Origin of the sequence: Hydrogenophaga palleronii NBRC 102513 (genome assembly GCF_001571225.1) — a bacterium.
In the GTDB taxonomy this organism is placed as follows: domain Bacteria; phylum Pseudomonadota; class Gammaproteobacteria; order Burkholderiales; family Burkholderiaceae_C; genus Hydrogenophaga; species Hydrogenophaga palleronii.
Map to the genome: position 1 here is coordinate 52345 of NZ_BCTJ01000009.1, position 17836 is coordinate 70180.

The window sequence follows — 17836 nt, forward strand, 5'->3', positions numbered from 1 at the left end:
GCTCAGGGCAGGTCGGGGTTGGCGGGCGGCAGGTTGGTCGGGGCCGGACCCACCGAGCCCAGGCGTGCGCGCAGCGACTGCGGCTGGCCGGTGATGAGGGCAGCGTAGTTGGTGGTGTTGGCGAGCACGCGCTTGACGTAATCGCGCGTTTCCTCGAACGGGATGTTCTCGGTCCAGACCTCACCCGGCAGCACCGGGCCGTTGCGCCACTGGCGCGGGCGCCCAGGGCCGGCGTTGTAGGCGGCGGCGGCCAGCGGCAGCGAACCCTGGAAGTCGTCGAGCGCAAGCTTCAGGTAAGCGGTGCCGATGCGGATGTTGGTGTCGCGGTCGGTGATCTGGGCGGGCTTGAAGTCGGTCATGCCGATCTTGCGCGCTGTCCAGCTCGCGGTGGCCGGCATCACCTGCATCAGGCCGGAGGCGCCGACGCCGGAGCGCGCGTCGGTGACGAAGCGGCTTTCCTGCCGGATCAGGCCATAGACATAGGCCGGGTCGAGGCCGATCTCGGTTGCGCGGCTCACCACCTGTGCCCGGTGCGGCGTGGGGAAACGTTGCGTGTGGTCGATCAGCTCGGGCGTGCGCAGGCTGGTGTTGATGCAGCGGTCCCACAGCGCGTTCTGGCAGGCCACGGCGGCGGCGGCTAGCAGCTCGCGCTCGGGCAGGCCGCCGGGGCTGTGCAGGTTGGCGGTGTAGTTCCACTCGCGCACGCCTTCGCTGCGCAGGCCCAGGCGGATCGCCGCCAGCGCACGGCGCAGGCCGGGGTCGTTCTGCGCTGCGGACAGTTCGTCGGCGGTGAGCGGGGCCGGGGCGGGTGGCACGGTGATGGGCCGGCCGAGTTCTTCCAGCGCCAGCTGTTCGTAGAAGTCGCGCGTGGAGGCGATGCTCTCGAACAGCGCGCGGGCGCGTGCCTGGGCGCTGGCCGCGTCAGGCAGTTGCAGTGCCTGCAGGGCGCGCGCGTCCCAGTAGACCCAGACCGCTTCGCTTTGCTGCGCTTCGCCCATGGCGCCGATGGCCGTGTGCACTGCGGCCCAGGCGCCGGCGCGCAGACCGGCGCGGGCCATCCAGGCCAGTTGCTCGTCGTGCATGTCGCGCGCCTCGCCCTTGGCAAAGTAACCGAGGGCGTCGGGCTGCAGGCGTTGTGCGGCGCGCCGGCCGATCACGCCCCAGGTCCAGCTGCGTTCTTCCTTGGTGAGCTGGGCCTGCCAGCGCGTGCGTTCAAGCTCCTGCGCGGCCACCGCCGGGTCGCTGGCGGCGAGGCGGATGATGGCCAGCGTCACCAGCTCCTTGGTGCGCGGGCGGATGGCGGTGATCTTGTCGTCGAGGTACTTGGCCGGGTTGGCGGCGATGCTGTCCACCGTGGGCACGATGTCGGGATCGACCAGGGACACGGCCTGCATCGCCACGCGCGGGCGGTTGCTGTCCATGGCCAGGCGCGCGCGCTGCCACACGGCGGCCGGCTTGAGGTGGCCGCTGGCGAACAAGGCGCGGGCGGCGCTGGCGCAGCCGTCGTCGGCGTCGCGCTGCGCCAGCCAGTTGGCCTGCACCAGCGGGGCGGCGGCGTCGCCCGGCGTGCGGCCGGTGGCGACGTCGCGCATCAGGGCGTAACAACGCACCTGGCGGTCGTCGTTCATGCGAAAGCGCGGCAGCTCGGTGTCGAAGTTGTCCCAGTCGCCGGCCTTGGCCAGTTGCAGCAGCCAGTCGTTGCGCAGGCGGTCTTCCCAGTAGGTGCCGGGCATGCTGTCGAGTGCGCCGCGGATCTCGGCCGGCGTGGCGCGGTCCAGCCGCGCGCGCATGTCCCAGTAGATCGCCAGCGGCTCCAGCGTGTGGCCGCGCACGCTGGGCAGCAGGTTGGCCAGCGCAAAGCTGTTGCCGCGTGAGTAGGCCGAGCGCATCTCCAGCAGCGCGGCGTCGCCGGCCACGCTTTGGGCCAGCACCGCCGAGGGCAACAGGAGCACCGCCATAATGAGCCGCAGACCGCGCTTGTGCAGATGCCGTTGCACACGGGCTGCGGCCCCCTGTTTCTCAACAACCAGATTCATGTCTCGATTATGGACAACAAAGATGGTCAGAGCCCCCACAAACCCCACGCCGCGCCTGCGGAAGGACCGGCGGCAGCGCTGAAGGCCGAATGGCGCAAGGCGCTGATCGAAAAGCGCCAGGGACTGGCCGACCGGGCCTGGCGCAACGACCTGCTGCAGCGTGTCATGCGCGTCTGGCTGATCGAACGGCCCGACACCATCATCGGCGCCTACTGGCCGATCAAGGGCGAGTTCGATCCGCTGCCGGCGCTGTTCCGCTGGCAGGAGGCCGGGCTGGAGGAAGACGCTCAGGGCCAGCAGCGGCACCGCCGCATCGGCCTGCCGGTGGTGAACAAGGTCGACAAGACGCTGACCTTCTACACCTGGTACCCGGGCTGCCCGATGGAGGAAGACGCCTACGGCATTCCCAAGCCCAAGGACACCGAGATCGTTGAACCGACGCTGATCTTCGTGCCCTGTGTGGGCTACGGCCCGGGTGGTTACCGGCTCGGCTACGGCGGCGGTTTCTACGACCGCACGCTGGCCAGCCTGAGCCCCAAACCTTTCACCGTCGGCCTGGGTTACGACTTCGGCTGGGTGCCGGACCTGCGGCCCGAGATCCACGATGTGCCGCTGGACGCGATCCTGTCGGACACCGGGGTGATGTGGCCTGAACGCTAGACCGGCAAGGCCCCCTCGCTGCGGCGGCGCCCCTCAGGGGTGCTCGGCGCTGGCGTGCACTTCGGTGATGCGTTTCTCGCGCCGCACCAGGTAGAGCCCGCTGCCGATGATGATGGCCGCGCCCAGCCAGGTGTGGCCGCTTGGCAGTGTCTGCCAGACCACCCAGTCCAGCCCGACACCCCAGGCCAGCGCGGTGTACTCGAAGGGCGCCACGGCCGAGGCCTGGCCGTGGCGGAAGGCTTCGGTGATGGCCAGCTGGCCGCAGAAGCCGGTGACCGCCAGCGCCAGCAGCAGTGGCGCGTCGCTGCGCTGCACCGCCACCCAGTCGGGCCAGGCCAGCGCGCCGGCGCCGATGGCCACCAGCAACATCATCGACAGCACCATGCTCTCGCTGCTGTCGGTGCGGCTGGCCAGCCGCCCGGCCACCGCTGTCACCGCGTAACACAGGGCCGCGGTCAGCGTGGCCAGGCCACCGAGGGTAAAGAAGCCTGCCTGCAGGGCGTCACCGCTGGGCCGCAGCGCGATCAGCACGCCGATGAAACCGGCGCCGATGGCCCACCAGTGCGCCGGCGGCACCCGCTCCTTGAGCACCGGCACCGCCAGCGCGGTGATCAGCAGCGGCGAGATGAAGAACAGCGTGTAGGCGGCCGACAGCGGCAGCTCGCGCACGCCCAGGGTGAACAGCGCCAGCATGGTGATGCCCAGCGCGCCGCGCAGCAGGTGCAGCGGCCAGCGCACCTTGAGCACGGTGTGCCAGGCGCGGCGCCAGCTGATGTAGAGCAGCACCAGGGGCAGCGCCGTCATGCCGCGCAGGGCCGCGATCTGCAGAACCGGGTAACGCGCCGAAAGCGCCTTGAGCAAGGCGTCCATGAGCGCAAAACAGCCCACCGCCATCACCATGAAGACGATGCTGCGCAGGTTGCCGGAAGCGAGGAGCGGTTTGTTCATGAATGCGTTTGTGGAGCGAATTGTGCGGGCCAGCACACCGCGGAGCCGGTTTTGCCGGGCCGCCAGTGTTGCCTCTTTCGGGAGGCTGCGCCGCAGGTGGCGCGGGGCCGTCAATCCATGTTGTCCACCGTGTCCGGGTCGGGCACGTCGCCGATGGCCTCGCGCGTGGCCGCGGCCTGCAGCAGCAGCCAGTCGCAGAAGGCCTTCACCTCGGGGCGCTGCGCGCTGCGCGGCGCCACCAGCAGCCAGTACACCAGCGGCGAGTCCAGCCGGACGTGGGGCAGGGGCTCCACCAGCGCGCCGCTGGCCAGGCTCTCGGCCACCAGCGGCAGGCGCGCCAGCGCCACGCCCTGGCCGGTGAGCGCGGCCTGCACGATCTGGTTGGCGTAGTTGAAGTACATCCAGCGTTGCGGCGAAAGCTTGGCCGGTGCGCTGCGCGCGGTGCTGCGTTTGCCTTTGGCGCCGGCCTCGGTGCCGGCGAGCGGCGCGCCGCCGAAGGTTTCGAGCCAGCGCTGCCAGGTGAGCCACTCAAGGTGGCGCGTGCGGTGCGCGTCGCCGGCCTCGATCAGCGCGCAGCGCGACAGGTCTTCGATGCTGCGGATCGGGTGCGACTTGAGCAGCCAGGGGCTGGCCACCGGCGTAAGCTGTTCGCCAAAGAGGCGTTGTGCGTTGGCCGGCATCGCTTGCGGCACGGCATAACGCAGCGCCAGGTCAACGTCGGAGGTGGTGAGGTCCACCGCGGCATCGGTGGCGTCGATGCGGATGTCGATGTCGGGGTGGTCGCGCTGAAAGGCTTCCAGCCGCGGGATCAGCCACATCGAGGCGAACGAGGCCCAGGTGGTGATGGCCACACTCTTGCGCCCGGCGCTCTGGCGGATCTGGCGCACCGCGGCATCGATGCGCTCCAGCGCCATGCTGGACGCGCGCAGCAGTTGCGAGCCGGCGGCGGTGAGCTCGACCGCGCGCGTGTGGCGCAGGAACAGGGCGGTGCCGACCTCGTCTTCTAGCGACTGGATCTGCCGGCTCACCGCGCTCTGTGTGAGCGACAGCTCTTCCGCGGCGGCGCGGAAGTTCAGGTGCCGGGCCACCGCCTCGAAGGCGCGCAGGTGCCCGGCGGCAATCGGGCGGGTGCGGGGGTGGCTGCTGGTGAGCTGCATGGGGGCTCCGGGGCATTGATGCGGTTCGAGAATCAATAGCTTACTGCGTATTCATTGGACGGACGGGGGCTGTGCGCCGATCATTCATTCCCAGGATGAGCCATCGTCCCCTTTCCCAGGAGCCTCCCATGACCACCCCTTCCACCGCCTCTGCCGTTGCCGAATCCCGTGCCGACCGTGTCCGCACGCCGGCGGCACCGCGTGGCTGGCGCCTCGAAGAGCGGCTGGCCATGAGCCTGCGGCCGCAGTTGCCGAGCCGGCTGGAGATCACCGAAGGCCGCGCCTGGGTCACCCTCGACCTGCCGCGCCAGGGCCCGGGCATGGGCCGGGGCAACCAGTCGGGTGACTTCATGCTCTGTGCCGGGGAAATCCTGCGTGTGCCGGCCGGTGCGCGCCTGGTGATGGAACCCTGGCAGCCGGCCGGTACCGTCGGCCCGGTGCGCTTCGACTGGCAGGCCGAATCGCCCGTGCCGGCCGTGGCCCTCTGGCGCGACGGTTTTGTGCGGGAGGTGGTGGCACCCTCGCGCGAGCTCGCCCAGGCGCTCTGGCAGGTGGGTGCGGCGGTGGGCCGGCTGGTGCGTGGCCTGTTCGGTTACGGCGGCCTGCTGGTCACCGGCCGCGCGCGCCCGCTGGCCACGGCCTGCGATCCGCGCACCCGCTGAACGCGCGGCGTCAGCCCTTTTTCTTCTTGCTGGTGCGCGGGCCGGCCGCAGCCGCCCGCTTTTTGGGCCGGCGCGCGGCCACCGCCGCCTCCAGCGCCAGCCGCGCCCAGGGCAGCATCAGGGCGGGGGACTCCAGCGCTTCGTCCGGCGGCGTGTGGTAGTTCAGCCTGCCGGATGTGCCGTCCTTGAACTCGTAGAGGAAAGGCCGGCCGCGGGCCGCCAGCCACTGCGGCTCGGTCTCGGCGTTGCTCTTCAGGAAGAGCGTTTCGTCAAAGATCAGTGCGATGTTCATGCCATCGGTGCCGATGCCCCAGCCGCCGAACATGCGCTTGGGCACACACGGTCCCACGCACGAGAGCAGTTCACAGGCGTGCAGCGCGAAGGGATCGACGGGTTTGGCCATGGCGGCATGGTAAGCGGCACGGGGGCGACAATCCACCCATGGCCAGACCCAAATCCGCGACGCACGACCTCAAGCGCGACCAGATCCTCGACGTGGCGGCGCGCTGCTTCGCGGCGCAGAGCTTCCCGGCCGCCAGCATGAACGACATCGCCGCCGCCTGCGGCACCAGCAAGGCGCGGCTGTACCACTACTACGAGAGCAAGGACGCGATCCTGTTCGACCTGCTGGACCGCTACACCCAGCGCCTGCTGGCGCTGATCGGCGAGGCCGAGGCGCGTGCCCAGCGCAAGAACCTGAACGAGCGCGATGCCCTGAGCGAGCTGGTGCGGGCCTTTCTGGACGAGTACGAAACCTCGGCCACGCGCCACGTGGCGCTGTTGTCCGACACCAAGTTCCTGGGTGAGCTGCAACGCGAGACCATCCTCAACCGGCAGCGCGACGTGGTCGCCGCCTTCACCCGTTTCCTCAAGCGCGCCTACCCGGAGCGCGTGACACCGGCCAACCAGACGGCGCTGACCATGATGCTGTTCGGCATGATCAACTGGACCTTCACCTGGCTGCGCCCGGACGGCAGCATGAGCTACCAGGCCTTCGCCGACGAGGTGGTGCAGGTGCTGGAGCGGGGCCTTTCTGGCGGCTGAATCCACATCCGCGCGCCGGGTCTTGAGGTTTACTGATGCGTAATTGATTTCGGTTAGGTAAAATTCCGGCTTCCCCCACACGGAGACCCCATGAGCAAAGCCTTTGCCTCCCAGGCCGACCTGGCCGACAAGAAGACCACCTTCGAGCAACTCAGCAAACACTGCTGGGCCTACACCGCCGAAGGCGACCCGAACTCGGGCGTGATCATTGGCGAGCAGTTCATCATGGTGAGCGACGCCACCGCCACGCCGGCGATGGCGCAGGACCTGATCCGCAACATCCGCACCGTCTCCGACAAGCCCATCAAGTACGTGCTGCTGACGCACTACCACGCCGTGCGCGTGCTCGGCGCCAGCGCCTACAAGGCCGAAGGCGCGACCGAGGTGATCGCCAGCCGCGGCACCTACGAGCTGATCGTCGAACGTGGTGCGCAGGACATGCAGAGCGAGATGGAGCGTTTCCCGCGCCTGTTCCGCGGCGCCGACAGCGTGCCCGGACTGACCTGGCCCACGCTGGTGGTTGGTGACGGCCAGCCCGGTCGCCAGGGCACCCTGGAGGTGGACCTGGGTGGCGTGAAGGTGCAGATCTGGCACCCCGGCCAGGGCCACACGCGCGGCGACACCATCGCCTGGGTGGAAGAAGAAAAAGTGCTGTTCAGTGGCGACCTGGTGGAATACGAAGCCGGCGTCTACACCGGCGACGCCCAATTGCAAGAGTGGCCCGCCACGCTCGAAGCCCTGCGCGCGCTCAAGGCCGAGTACATCGTGCCGGGCCGTGGCGAAGCCATGAAGGGCAACGCCGACGTCAACAAGGCGCTGGACTACACCCAGCGCTGGGTGACCACCCTGTTCCAGGCCGGCAAGGAAGCCGCCGCCGCCGGCATGGACCTGAAGGCCGCCATGGCCCACACCCGCAAGAGCATGGACCCGGTGTTCGGCCACGTGTTCATCTACGAACACTGCCTGCCGTTCGACGTGAGCCGCGCCTACGACGAAGCCCAGGGCATCAAGAACCCCCGCATCTGGACCGCCGAGCGGGACAAGGAGATGTGGGCGGCCTTGCAGGCCTGACCCGCAGGGGCAGGCTTACAAGCGCTTCAGCGCTGCAAGCCTGACCGGAACGGGCAGGTCTGAAAGCCAGGCGCTCCGATGCTGCAGAACCCAACACATAAACCACATAAGCCGCCCTCGGGCGGCTTTTTGTCGTACACGCTACGATCCACCGCACCGTCCGCCACCGCCTGCCCATGCCCACACCGCACCTGCACCACACCGCCACCGACTGGGGCATCGTCGCGGTGTTCGCCATCGTCTACCTCGGCATGTTTCTTGGAGGCCTGCCGCGCCTGAAGCTGGACCGCGCCGGGGTTGCCCTGCTGGGTGCGATCGCGGTCATCGCCCTGAGCGGTCTGCCTGTGGAGGACGCGGCGCGCTCCATCGACCTGCCCACCATCGTGATGCTGTTCGCCTTCATGGTGGTGTCGGCGCAGATGCGCCTGGGCGGGTTTTACGGCGCGGTCACGCGCCGCGTGGCGGCCATGCCGCTGTCGCGCCATGGCCTGCTGGCCGCGCTGATCGTGGTGGCCGGTGCACTTTCCGCCGTGTTCTCCAACGACGTGGTGTGCCTGGCGATGACGCCGGTGGTGGCGCGCCTGTGCCTGCAGCGTGGCCTGAACCCGCTGCCCTTCCTGATCGGCCTGGCCTGCGCGGCCAACATCGGCTCGGCCGCGACGCTGATCGGCAATCCGCAGAACATGCTGATCGGCTCGGTGCTGCAGTTGCCCTTCGGCGCCTACGTGCGCCAGGCCCTGCCGCCGGTGCTGATAGGCCTGGGCCTGCTCTGGCTGTGGCTGGCCTTCGGGCCCGGCGCGCGCGCCGCCGCGCCCGCGCCGGGCGCACCCGCCCGCCCGCTGCCGGCGGCGGTGTTCGAGGCCGCGCCGCCCGAAGAGCCGGCGTTTGACCGCTGGCAGACCAGCAAGGGCCTCACCGTGGCGGCGGCGCTCATGGGCATCTTCCTGTTCACCGACTGGCCGCGCGATGTCGCCGCGCTGGTGGGCGCCGGCCTGCTGCTGCTGAGCCGGCGGCTGCATTCCTCGCGTGTGCTGGGCCTGATCGACTGGCCGCTGCTGCTGCTGTTCATGGGCCTGTTCGTGGTGAACCACGCGTTCGAGACCACCGGCCTGGCCGCGCAGGCGGTGGCCTGGCTGGGCGAGCAGGGCGTGCACCTGGTGGAGCCGGGCCCTTTGCTGGTGGCCGGCGCGGTGCTGTCCAACCTGGTGTCCAACGTGCCGGCGGTGATGCTGCTGCTGCCGCACATGGGCGGCGCCGGTGCGCAGTCCGGGGTGATGCTGGCGCTGGTCACCACCTTCGCCGGCAACCTGCTGCTGGTGGGTTCGATTGCGAACCTGATCGTGGCCGACCTGGCGCGCGAGCAGGGCATCGTGATCGACTGGAAGCGCCACGCCGTCACCGGCATTCCGGTGACCCTGCTCACGCTGGCCGTGGTCTGGGGCTGGATGCGCTTCGGACTCGGCTGACGGCGGGCGCGACGGCAGCGCCTGCGCTGGCTTCAACGCTGCGCGTGCAGGGTGCGGAAGTCGTCTTCGTAGGCCTTGAGCGCACGCACCGCGCTGGCGCGTTGCTCGGCCGTGGTGCTGTTGTGCAGCGCGGCGAACTGGTTGCAGCTCTGGCGCAGCAAAGCCTCGCTGTAGGCCTGGTAGGCCGGGTCGGGTGACTGCCGGATGCGGTCGATGTGTTCGCGCACCAGTTGTTCGGCACGCGCGGGGCTGGCCTGCACGTCGCGCACCGTCTGCAGCAGATCGGCCTGACGCCGCAGGCGTTCCGACTGGGTGCGCTGCGGGTCGAACGGCGAGGTTTGCAACAGCTCGCGCAGCAACTCGCGCTGGGCGGTGCTGAGCGTGCCGTAGAACGACTCGCTGCGCTCCACCGCCTTGTCCAGCCGTTTGTTCAGGCGCTGCTCGGGGCTGCCGCGCAGGAAGTCCTTCTCAAAGTCCGCGTTGCTCCTGGCCTGCCGCTGCTTCAGGTGCTCCAGCTGCTCGGGGCTGAGCCGGCGCGCCAGCCGCGCCAGCGGTTCGACGGCTTCCTCGGCCACGCGGTCGAGCCGCGCGCGGATGTCGTCGAGCTGGGTGCAAGCCTGCGCGGGTGTGAGCCGGTCGGTGGCCATGGCCTGCCACTGCTGCAGCAGACTGGCATAGGCCGGCAGTTCCTGGCTGCGGTGCCACTGGAAGAACGTCTTGAGGTCTTCGCGCGTCTGGGCCGTCTGCGTGTCGTTCAGGTCCACATGGCGGTGGATCCACCAGTAGCTCAGTGTTGGTGCCTGGTTGTAGGCCAGGCGTGTCGTGGTGCACGCGGCCAGCACCACGCACATGCCCAGCAGCGCCAGGGGCCTGGCGACCCGGCGGGCGATAATCCGCAGCGGGTGATGGCCGGCAAGAACGCTGTGCAACCCGTCTTTGCAAGAGGTGTTCATGTCGTTCCCTGTGGATGTGGTGGTGATGGCGGCGGGCAAAGGCACGCGCATGAAAAGCTCGCGGCCCAAAGTGTTGCACCGTTTGGGCGGCCGCGCATTGGCCCAGCACGTCATCGACTGCGCAGCGCGGTTATCCGCGCGCTCGGTGGTGGTGATTACTGGCCACGGCGCCGAACAGGTGGAAGCCGGCCTCACGGCCCCGATTGGCAACGCTGACCATGCCGACCCCCAGCTGCGCTTCGTGCGCCAGCAACCCCAGCTCGGCACCGGCCACGCGGTGCAGCAGGCCGTGCCGGTGCTGCCGGACGACGGCGTGGTGCTGATCCTCAACGGCGACGTGCCCCTGATCGGGCAGGCCACGCTGGAGACCCTGCTGCAGGCCTGCGAAGGCCAGCACCTCGCCCTGTTGACCGTGGACACGGGTGGTGATGCCACCGGTTATGGCCGCATCGTGCGCTCGCTCGACGCCGACCGTTCGGTGCACGCCATCGTGGAACACAAGGACGCCAACGAGGCGCAGCGCCGCATCACCGAGTGGTACAGCGGCGTGATGGCCGCGCCCGCGGCCCTGCTCAAACCCTTGCTGGCCGGTTTGACCAACGACAACAGCCAGGCCGAGTACTACCTCACCGACGTCGTCAAACACGCGGTGGCGCAAGGCCTGGCGGTGCGCGCAGTGGTGACGCACGACGCGGTGGAGGTGGCCGGCGTGAACAGCCCGGTGCAACTGGCCGACCTGGAGCGGGCCTACCAGCGCCGCCTGGCCGAAGCCTTCATGGAGCAGGGCGTGCGCCTGGCCGATCCGGCGCGGCTGGATGTGCGTGGCGAACTGCTGTGCGGGGCTGACGTGGAGATCGACGTCAACTGCGTGTTCGAGGGCCGCGTGAAGCTGGGCGAGGGCGTGCGCATTGGCGCCAACTGCGTGATCGCCAACGCCGCCATCGACGACGGAGCGGTGATCCACCCGTTCACCCACATCGACGGCGAGAAGCTCGGCGTGTCGGTGGGCCGGGGCGCGCTGATCGGGCCGTTCGCGCGCCTGCGACCGGGCGCGCAGCTGGGCGAGGCGGTGCACATCGGCAACTTCGTGGAAGTGAAGAACAGCACCCTGGCCGCCGGCGCCAAAGCCAACCACCTGGCCTATCTGGGCGACGCCACCGTGGGCGAGCGGGTGAACTACGGCGCGGGCAGCATCACCGCCAACTACGACGGTGCCAACAAGCACCGTACGGTGATCGAGGCCGACGTGCACGTCGGCAGCAACTGCGTGCTGGTGGCGCCCGTCACCATCGGTGCCGGTGGCACGGTGGGCGCGGGTTCAACCATCACCAAGAGCACCGCACCGGGCGCCCTCGCGGTGGCGCGCGGCAAGCAGATGGCGCTGGAGAACTGGCAGCGACCGGCGAAGAAAAAGGGCTGAAGCCCTGCGGCGGCTGGTCAGGCGCTGACGCCGCCTTGCCGCAGGACGGGGGCTGTCAGCCCCCGCGCACGTCGTAAGAGCTGCCGTCGAAGCCGCTCTCACCCGGCTGGCGGCTCTCGCCGAAACTGCCGTTGCCGACCTTGTTGCGTGGGCGGCCACCACCGAGTTGGCGTGGGAGGTCCATCAAGCCGCTCATGCCCATGACTTCGGACTCGCGAAAGCCGTTGTTGCTGCTGTGCTGCTGGTCGAAGCCGGAGAACTGGCTTTCCAGTTGCTGCATGGCGCTGTCGCGCTTGTCCACTTTGGGTGGGGGCTTGGGCAGCTCGGCCAGGTTGAGCTGGGCACGGAAGTCGGCGGGCGACGGCATGCGGTGGATGCCGTTCTTCAGAAACACGAACCGCACTCCCGCGCTCTTGAGGATGCGGTTCTTCATCTTGACCTTGTGCGCCTTGGCCTTGGCGTCGCTCAGGTGGTGTTGTTCGATGTCGAACGCAAAGCTGGGGCGGCCATCTTCGCCGCAGACGATGAAGTCCACCTTTTGTTCGTTCAGGCGCTGTTGCGCCCGGGTGCGGTTCACCGCGCGGCGCACCGACAGCATGCCGGTGAGGGTGATGTTGGGCAACACCACCTGGCCCGGGAACGTGTCCTGCAGGTAGTCCAGCATGTGGGCCTGTTCGGGCGTGAGGATGCGCTCCGGTGTGTAGCGGTCGTCCCGCCCCGAAGAGGCGTTGCGCGCGGAACGCTTGACCGCCCAGAGGGTCAGCGCCATCAGCACCAGAACGGCAGCGATGACAGTCGCAATCGTCCACATCTCCATAACCTGCTCCTTGAACCAAACAAATGTTGTCGTTTGGCCGCATTTTAGGGGCGTGTTACAGACTGGGTACATCTTCTGGCCCGCGCAAGCCTCTCAGATGGGGGTTCCGTGAGATATGCATCAAAAGAAAACAGGCGTCGGCAGCTTTGTGTTGATTTAGTGTTAGCTGCGCGCCAGCGGCAACCGAGGGTCGAACTTGGCCCGTTTGAGGCTGAAAAAGGCCTTGATGTTGCGCACGTTGGCGTCGCTGGTGAAGAGGCGCTGCGCCAGTGCCAGGTAGGCCGGCATGTCGGCGCAGTGCACCACCAGCATGAAATCCGGCCCGGGGCTCACGCGGTAACACTGCTGCACCTCCGGTGCCGGCAGGATGCGGGCCTCGAAGGCGTCGAGCTGCTCGGCGCTTTGGCGTTCCAGCGTCACCTCGACCAGGGCGGTCAGGCCGTGGCCGAGCAGCGGGGCGAGGCGGTCGGCGCTGAGCAGGGCCACCTGCCGTTCGATCAGGCCGAGCTGGCGCAGGCGTTTGATGCGTCGCAGGCTGGTGGGCGGTGAGAGGTGCGCGAGCTCGGCCAGCGCCTGGTTGCTGCGTGAGGCATCGGCTTGCAGCAGGTCCAGCAAGCGCAGGTCGGCGTCGTCGATGTTGATTGATTCCATGAATTTTGAATCTATGAAATATTTGGCCTCGCTATTTGCTGCGAGAAATTATCGGCCATATGCCTTGAATATTTGATGATTAATTTCTGATGGGCTTGCTTAGCATCCAGCATCGCAATTCAGGAGTACAGCGTATGTGTGGCATCGTGGCAGGGGTTTCGGGGCGCGACATCGTGCCCGTGCTGGTTCAAGGTCTGCAGCGGCTGGAGTACCGCGGTTATGACTCTTGCGGTGTCGCGGTGCACAACGGCGGCCTGCGCCGCGCACGCAGCACGGCACGCGTGGCCGAGCTGGCCCAACAGGTGCAGCAGGAGGCCATTGCCAGCGGCACCGGCATCGCCCACACCCGCTGGGCCACGCACGGTGCGCCGGTGGTGCACAACGCCCACCCGCATTTCAGCCACGGCCCGGGCGCGGCCGCCGGCACGCCCGGCCGGGTGGCGCTGGTGCACAACGGCATCATCGAAAACCACGACCAGCTGCGCGAAGCCTTGCAGGCCAAGGGCTATGTGTTCGAGAGCCAGACCGACACCGAGGTCATTGCCCACCTGATCGACTCCCTTTACGAAGGCGATGTGTTCGCGGCGCTGCAAGGCGCGGTGGCGCAACTGCATGGCGCGTATGCGCTGGCCGTGTTCCACAAGGACGAGCCGCACCGCGTGGTCGGCGCGCGCGCCGGCTCACCCCTGGTGCTGGGTGTCGGCCAGGACGCGAGCGAACACTTCCTCGCCAGCGACGCCATGGCCTTGGCCGGTGTGACGGATCAGATCGTGTACCTGGAAGAGGGCGACCTGGTCGACCTGCAACTCGGCCGTTACTGGGTGCTGGACGCCAAGGGGCGTTCGCTGTCGTCCGAGCAGCGGCCCGTGAAGACGGTGCAGGCGCACAGCGGCGCGGCCGAGCTCGGCCCCTACCGCCACTACATGCAGAAGGAAATCTTCGAGCAGCCGCGCGCCATTGGCGACACGCTCGAAGGCGTCGAGGGCATCACGCCCGAGCTGTTCGGCGACGGCGCGTACGGCATCTTCAAGGAAATCGACAACGTGCTCATCCTGGCCTGCGGCACCAGCTACTACAGCGGTTGCACGGCCAAGTACTGGCTGGAAGAGATCGCACGCATCCCGACCCAGGTGGAAGTGGCGAGCGAATACCGTTACCGCACCAGCGTGCCCAACCCGCGCACCCTGGTGGTGACCATCACCCAGAGCGGCGAGACCGCCGACACCCTGGCCGCGCTGCGCCACGCGCAAAGCCTGGGCATGAAGCACACGCTGACGGTCTGCAACGTGGCCACCTCGGCCATGGTGCGCGAATGTGAACTGGCCTACATCACACGCGCCGGCGTGGAGATCGGCGTGGCATCCACCAAGGCCTTCACCACCCAGCTGGCCGGCCTGTTCCTGCTCACGCTGGCGCTCGCGCAATCGCGCGGCCACCTCAGCGAAGAGGCAGAAGCGCAACACCTGAAAGCCATGCGCCACCTGCCGGTGGCCCTGCAGGCCGTGCTGGCGCTGGAGCCGCAGGTGATCAGCTGGGCCGAAGACTTCGCGCGCATGGAAAACGCGCTGTTCCTCGGCCGTGGCCTGCACTACCCGATTGCGCTGGAAGGCGCGCTCAAGCTGAAGGAAATCAGCTACATCCACGCCGAGGCCTACCCGGCCGGTGAACTCAAGCACGGCCCGCTGGCGCTGGTGACTGCGGCCATGCCGGTGGTGACGGTGGCTCCCAATGACGCGCTGGTGGAGAAGCTCAAGAGCAACATGCAGGAAGTGCGCGCGCGCGGCGGTGTGCTGTACGTGCTGGCCGATGCCGACACGCGCATCACCAGCGGCGAAGGCATCCACGTGATCCGCATGCCCGAGCACTACGGCGCCCTGAGCCCGCTGCTGCACGTGGTGCCGCTGCAGATGCTGGCGTACCACACCGCGCTGGCCAAGGGCACGGACGTGGACAAGCCCAGAAACCTGGCCAAGTCGGTGACCGTCGAATGATGGGGTGATGATTTCGTGCGCTTTGTGTGCGAGGGAAACGAAACCGTTTACTCAGAATCGAGTCAAGGTTGATGGCTGCGAGTGACCTTGTGCCGTATTCAGTACTGCACGGAAGTAGAGCGTTCTGGCCTCTCTGAGATCGCCGTTGCAGCGTGCACGCTGCAACGGCTTGCCAACTCGTCGGGATGGCACGGTCCGCACGGAGGGGGCGGCTCTCGTTGTCGTGCTGCCGCGGTGTTTCGATCTTGCTCCGAGCGCCTTCAGCAGCCTGAACCAGGTGGCATTGAGGCATTTCCTGCGCTGCCGATCGTTAGGGCTCTCCATGTTGGCGCTATCGGTCGGCTTGCCGGGTCGGCTGGATTCGAGTTCGATGCCGCGCTCATTGGCTCACTTGCCATCACCTTGGAGGTGAGCGCGCCGGGTCGAGGTGGTGCCACGAAGGGCGGCTCTTGCACCTGCTTTGACGAGTCTTATGCGCCGTCGGCTGCGGGTAGGCAGCGCTTGAGACAGTTGCTCATGTGTGCCTGAGCCGCTGCGCGTGCGGCTTCCGGGTCGCGGCTGCGGATGGCGTCCAGCAAGGCGCGATGCTCGGCCATCACCTCATCTCGGTGGGTCTGCCAAGCGTCGTCTTCGCGCGATTCCTTGATCGTGCCGCGGATGTGATCCGAAAGGAAATCGAGAAAGTTGGAAAACAGTTCGTTGTCGGCCGCCTCTGCGATCCGCCGGTGGAACAGCACGTCCGAGGCAACACTGTCGCCCCCTGCGGCAATGTCGGCTTCCATGGCAGCGTAGGCGTCTTCGATGGCGCGCAACTGCGCGTCGGTGGCTCGCTCGGCCGCCAGGGTGGCGGCCTGCATTTCAACGCCGGTGCGCAACTCGAACAGTTTCTGTGGTCCGACGGGTGATGCCTGGCGGGAGGTGAGCCTGAACGGGCGCGATGTGCTGTCCAAGTTGACGAATGCGCCAGCGCCCTGGCGGGTCTGGATCATGCCCTCTGCCTTGAGGGTCGATATGGCCTCGCGCACCACTGACAGACTGACGCCAAATCGCTTCGACAACTCTTGACCGGTTGGCAGTTGTTCGCCCGGCTTGAGCACCCCTCTCTGGATCTCGTCGATCAAGCGTTGCGCCAGTCTGTCGGTGAGCGTCGGCTTCGCGAGGTCATCTGTGAGCGCGGCGTCGTTCATATGCGATCGGGAGGGGCTAGTCCATTCAGTCGGTCCATGGCATCAAGCAGGTGCGGGACGAAAAGCGCTTCCAGTCCCTGCTCGGATGCACTAGTGTAGGCCGAGATCGTGGCTTCGCTGAGGGCGCCTTGCGCGTTGGCGGCTTCGTTCATGCTCCTGTAGTACCGCATGTCCTTGAGTGCATTGCCCAGCGAGAAGCGGAACATTTCGTCGTTGCCCTCTTCCACGTAGGGGCGCAGTCGCTGAAAGGCCGTGCTGTTGGCGCCACCGCTGGCGATCACCTCACCGAGCACATTGAGGTTCACACCGGTCTTGCGGGCCAGCGAATAGGCCTCCGCCAGCACGGCGGCATTGCTCAGTACCACGAACTGGTGCAACAGCTTTACCGAGTGCCCGGTGCCAGTGTCGCCGCAGTGGTAGAGGTTCCTGGCCCAGCAGTGCATCAGACCTTCCAAACGGGCCAGCACCTGGGGGGCGCCGCCGAGCAGCAGGTTGATGGCGCCTGCCTCGGCGTCTCGGGGCGTGCCGGTCATGGCAGCGTCAACAAACTCGGCACCTTGAGCTCGCAGTGCCGCAGCGATTCGTAGCGAGGACTCGGGAATGGACGTCGAGCAATCGATGACAGTGCGCCCGGCGATCGGGCCGGACAACAAGCCCGAGGCTCCGAACACAACGTCCTCCACCTGAGGCGTGGCACTCACGCAGATCACCACGGTATCGACCTGCTCCAGCAGCGCCGCTGGCGTGGACGCCTCCTGGCCGCCTTGAGCGAGCAGGGCGGCCGCGGTGTTGCGGTCTTTGTCGTTGCGAATCAGCAAGGACACCGCATGCCCCGCGCGAGCCGAGTTAGAGGCCAGGGCATGGCCCATGAGTCCGAGGCCGATGAAGCCGACGCGGCAAGCAGGTTGTGTCATGTGAGTTGTGGATTGGCTTGAATTGAGCAGATTATATGGTTATCATAAGACTTAACCAAGGAGACAAATCCATGAACAACCGACTCAAGGCTCGGATGCAGGCTCGGGAGCCGGGGCTGCTAAATGCGTGGCTGGTGCTGGGCAGTCCGGCCGTGGCGGAGGTGATGTCGCGCCAGCCCTGGGATTCGATGACCGTGGACATGCAGCATGGGCTTTCCGATTTCGAGGCCACGGTTCACATGCTGCGCGCCATGAACGGGTCGGACGTCACGCCCATGGTGCGTGTGCCCTGGATGGAGCCCGGGCTGATCCAGAAGGTGCTCGATGCGGGTGCCTTTGGTGTGATCTGCCCCATGGTCAACACCCGCGAGCAGTGCGAGCAGTTCGTGTCGGTCTGCCGCTACGCGCCACAGGGCACCCGTAGCTTCGGCCCTACGCGCGCGCCCGTCGTTGCGGGCGCCGACTATTGGAAGAAGGCCAACGACGAAGTGTTGACGTTCGCCATGATCGAAACCCGCCAGGCCGTGGAGAACATCGACGCCATCGTGTCGGTGCCGGGCCTGGACGGCGTCTATATCGGTCCCTCCGATTTGAGCCTGACGCTCGGCCTGGATCCCGTGGCGGATCTGGACCACCCCACCCTGCTGGCCGCGATCGAGACGATCCGAGTGGCCGTTGAGCGTGCTGGCAAGTTCAGTGTCATGCACTGCTCACCCATCGACTACGCCATGCGAATGGCTAACAAAGGCTTTTCGCTGCGCACCGTCTCGAACGACGGGCGCCTGCTGGCGATGGCCGCTCAGGAGTTGTTCCGCACCGTGAAGTCCCGCCCGGCGAGTGGTGCCGCAGGCTATTGATT

17 protein-coding genes are annotated in these 17836 nt (G+C 67.6%); 8 read left to right on the top strand and 9 right to left on the bottom strand.

Annotated features, from left to right (window positions below; translation table 11 throughout):
* Nucleotides 1-2: 2 nt before the first annotated feature.
* Nucleotides 3-1958: a lytic transglycosylase domain-containing protein gene (locus HPA01S_RS08670; RefSeq protein WP_066268894.1), complete on the bottom strand. Its 1956-nt coding sequence runs from the start codon at nucleotides 1956-1958 to the stop codon at nucleotides 3-5.
* An 87-nt stretch (nucleotides 1959-2045) separates the two neighbouring features.
* Between HPA01S_RS08670 and HPA01S_RS08675 the strand changes: the two genes are divergently transcribed.
* On the top strand, nucleotides 2046-2696 hold the full coding sequence (locus tag HPA01S_RS08675) for a 5-formyltetrahydrofolate cyclo-ligase (RefSeq protein WP_084360573.1): 651 nt from the start codon (nucleotides 2046-2048) through the stop codon (nucleotides 2694-2696).
* A 33-nt stretch (nucleotides 2697-2729) separates the two neighbouring features.
* On the opposite strand, the gene HPA01S_RS08680 is transcribed toward HPA01S_RS08675, so the two are convergent.
* Together HPA01S_RS08680 and HPA01S_RS08685 are read right to left on the bottom strand one after the other, a co-directional pair.
* Nucleotides 2730-3644: a DMT family transporter gene (locus HPA01S_RS08680; RefSeq protein WP_066268900.1), complete on the bottom strand. Its 915-nt coding sequence runs from the start codon at nucleotides 3642-3644 to the stop codon at nucleotides 2730-2732.
* A 110-nt stretch (nucleotides 3645-3754) separates the two neighbouring features.
* The gene (locus HPA01S_RS08685; RefSeq protein WP_066268903.1) at nucleotides 3755-4801 is read right to left on the bottom strand and encodes a LysR substrate-binding domain-containing protein; all 1047 of its coding nucleotides are present in this window, start codon (nucleotides 4799-4801) and stop codon (nucleotides 3755-3757) included.
* Between the two features lie 128 nt (nucleotides 4802-4929).
* Here HPA01S_RS08685 and HPA01S_RS08690 point away from each other — a divergent pair, with 128 nt between their 5' ends.
* Nucleotides 4930-5463 carry a DUF2917 domain-containing protein gene (locus HPA01S_RS08690; RefSeq protein WP_066268905.1) on the top strand — a complete coding sequence of 178 codons (534 nt, stop codon included), beginning with the start codon at nucleotides 4930-4932 and terminating at the stop codon, nucleotides 5461-5463.
* A gap of 10 nt (nucleotides 5464-5473) precedes the next feature.
* Here HPA01S_RS08690 and HPA01S_RS08695 read toward each other — a convergent pair whose 3' ends face one another.
* Entirely contained in the window at nucleotides 5474-5866 is a 393-nt protein-coding gene (locus HPA01S_RS08695; RefSeq protein WP_066268907.1) for a TfoX/Sxy family protein, read from the bottom strand.
* Between the two features lie 38 nt (nucleotides 5867-5904).
* Here HPA01S_RS08695 and HPA01S_RS08700 point away from each other — a divergent pair, with 38 nt between their 5' ends.
* The 3 genes from HPA01S_RS08700 (at nucleotide 5905) to HPA01S_RS08710 (ending at nucleotide 9044) form a co-directional block, all read left to right on the top strand.
* Nucleotides 5905-6507, top strand: a complete 603-nt coding sequence (locus HPA01S_RS08700) for a TetR/AcrR family transcriptional regulator (protein WP_066268911.1) — start codon at nucleotides 5905-5907, stop codon at nucleotides 6505-6507.
* 90 nt (nucleotides 6508-6597) lie between these two features.
* Nucleotides 6598-7578, top strand: coding sequence for an MBL fold metallo-hydrolase (locus HPA01S_RS08705; protein WP_066268912.1), 981 nt, complete (start codon nucleotides 6598-6600; stop codon nucleotides 7576-7578).
* Between the two features lie 176 nt (nucleotides 7579-7754).
* The gene (locus tag HPA01S_RS08710; protein ID WP_066268916.1) at nucleotides 7755-9044 is read left to right on the top strand and encodes an SLC13 family permease; all 1290 of its coding nucleotides are present in this window, start codon (nucleotides 7755-7757) and stop codon (nucleotides 9042-9044) included.
* Between the two features lie 32 nt (nucleotides 9045-9076).
* On the opposite strand, the gene HPA01S_RS08715 is transcribed toward HPA01S_RS08710, so the two are convergent.
* Nucleotides 9077-9997: a DUF6279 family lipoprotein gene (locus HPA01S_RS08715; protein WP_157084938.1), complete on the bottom strand. Its 921-nt coding sequence runs from the start codon at nucleotides 9995-9997 to the stop codon at nucleotides 9077-9079.
* Here HPA01S_RS08715 and glmU point away from each other — a divergent pair.
* Nucleotides 9996-11417, top strand: a complete 1422-nt coding sequence (gene glmU, locus HPA01S_RS08720; protein WP_066269113.1) for a bifunctional UDP-N-acetylglucosamine diphosphorylase/glucosamine-1-phosphate N-acetyltransferase GlmU — start codon at nucleotides 9996-9998, stop codon at nucleotides 11415-11417. The genes HPA01S_RS08715 and glmU overlap by 2 nt on opposite strands.
* Before the next feature lie 55 nt (nucleotides 11418-11472).
* On the opposite strand, the gene HPA01S_RS08725 is transcribed toward glmU, so the two are convergent.
* Together HPA01S_RS08725 and HPA01S_RS08730 are read right to left on the bottom strand one after the other, a co-directional pair.
* Nucleotides 11473-12234 (bottom strand): DUF2726 domain-containing protein, encoded by a 762-nt coding sequence (locus tag HPA01S_RS08725; RefSeq protein WP_066268920.1) that lies wholly within the window; start codon nucleotides 12232-12234, stop codon nucleotides 11473-11475.
* A gap of 162 nt (nucleotides 12235-12396) precedes the next feature.
* Nucleotides 12397-12885, bottom strand: a complete 489-nt coding sequence (locus HPA01S_RS08730) for an Lrp/AsnC family transcriptional regulator (protein ID WP_066268923.1) — start codon at nucleotides 12883-12885, stop codon at nucleotides 12397-12399.
* 134 nt (nucleotides 12886-13019) lie between these two features.
* On the opposite strand from HPA01S_RS08730, the gene glmS reads away from it, so the two are divergent.
* On the top strand, nucleotides 13020-14876 hold the full coding sequence (gene glmS / locus HPA01S_RS08735) for a glutamine--fructose-6-phosphate transaminase (isomerizing) (RefSeq protein WP_066268925.1): 1857 nt from the start codon (nucleotides 13020-13022) through the stop codon (nucleotides 14874-14876).
* A gap of 470 nt (nucleotides 14877-15346) precedes the next feature.
* Here the strand turns inward: glmS and HPA01S_RS08740 are convergent, their stop codons facing one another.
* Both HPA01S_RS08740 and HPA01S_RS08745 read right to left on the bottom strand, forming a co-directional pair.
* Nucleotides 15347-16063, bottom strand: a complete 717-nt coding sequence (locus HPA01S_RS08740) for a FadR/GntR family transcriptional regulator (RefSeq protein ID WP_066268926.1) — start codon at nucleotides 16061-16063, stop codon at nucleotides 15347-15349.
* Nucleotides 16060-16977, bottom strand: a complete 918-nt coding sequence (locus HPA01S_RS08745; RefSeq protein WP_066268928.1) for an NAD(P)-dependent oxidoreductase — start codon at nucleotides 16975-16977, stop codon at nucleotides 16060-16062. The genes HPA01S_RS08740 and HPA01S_RS08745 overlap by 4 nt, the downstream gene beginning before the upstream one ends.
* Before the next feature lie 71 nt (nucleotides 16978-17048).
* On the opposite strand from HPA01S_RS08745, the gene HPA01S_RS08750 reads away from it, so the two are divergent.
* Entirely contained in the window at nucleotides 17049-17834 is a 786-nt protein-coding gene (locus tag HPA01S_RS08750; RefSeq protein WP_066268929.1) for an HpcH/HpaI aldolase family protein, read from the top strand.
* Nucleotides 17835-17836: the final 2 nt, after the last annotated feature.

Bases quoted from the DNA above. Each gene is read 5' to 3' on its own strand.
- HPA01S_RS08670 (WP_066268894.1), bottom strand. From the start codon at position 1,958: ATGGCGGTGCTCCTGTTGCCCTCGGCGGTGCTGGCCCAAAGCGTGGCC.
- HPA01S_RS08675 (WP_084360573.1), top strand. From the start codon at position 2,046: ATGGACAACAAAGATGGTCAGAGCCCCCACAAACCCCACGCCGCGCCT.
- HPA01S_RS08680 (WP_066268900.1), bottom strand. From the start codon at position 3,644: ATGAACAAACCGCTCCTCGCTTCCGGCAACCTGCGCAGCATCGTCTTC.
- HPA01S_RS08685 (WP_066268903.1), bottom strand. From the start codon at position 4,801: ATGCAGCTCACCAGCAGCCACCCCCGCACCCGCCCGATTGCCGCCGGG.
- HPA01S_RS08690 (WP_066268905.1), top strand. From the start codon at position 4,930: ATGACCACCCCTTCCACCGCCTCTGCCGTTGCCGAATCCCGTGCCGAC.
- HPA01S_RS08695 (WP_066268907.1), bottom strand. From the start codon at position 5,866: ATGGCCAAACCCGTCGATCCCTTCGCGCTGCACGCCTGTGAACTGCTC.
- HPA01S_RS08700 (WP_066268911.1), top strand. From the start codon at position 5,905: ATGGCCAGACCCAAATCCGCGACGCACGACCTCAAGCGCGACCAGATC.
- HPA01S_RS08705 (WP_066268912.1), top strand. From the start codon at position 6,598: ATGAGCAAAGCCTTTGCCTCCCAGGCCGACCTGGCCGACAAGAAGACC.
- HPA01S_RS08710 (WP_066268916.1), top strand. From the start codon at position 7,755: ATGCCCACACCGCACCTGCACCACACCGCCACCGACTGGGGCATCGTC.
- glmU (WP_066269113.1), top strand. From the start codon at position 9,996: ATGTCGTTCCCTGTGGATGTGGTGGTGATGGCGGCGGGCAAAGGCACG.
- HPA01S_RS08715 (WP_157084938.1), bottom strand. From the start codon at position 9,997: ATGAACACCTCTTGCAAAGACGGGTTGCACAGCGTTCTTGCCGGCCAT.
- HPA01S_RS08725 (WP_066268920.1), bottom strand. From the start codon at position 12,234: ATGGAGATGTGGACGATTGCGACTGTCATCGCTGCCGTTCTGGTGCTG.
- HPA01S_RS08730 (WP_066268923.1), bottom strand. From the start codon at position 12,885: ATGGAATCAATCAACATCGACGACGCCGACCTGCGCTTGCTGGACCTG.
- glmS (WP_066268925.1), top strand. From the start codon at position 13,020: ATGTGTGGCATCGTGGCAGGGGTTTCGGGGCGCGACATCGTGCCCGTG.
- HPA01S_RS08740 (WP_066268926.1), bottom strand. From the start codon at position 16,063: ATGAACGACGCCGCGCTCACAGATGACCTCGCGAAGCCGACGCTCACC.
- HPA01S_RS08745 (WP_066268928.1), bottom strand. From the start codon at position 16,977: ATGACACAACCTGCTTGCCGCGTCGGCTTCATCGGCCTCGGACTCATG.
- HPA01S_RS08750 (WP_066268929.1), top strand. From the start codon at position 17,049: ATGAACAACCGACTCAAGGCTCGGATGCAGGCTCGGGAGCCGGGGCTG.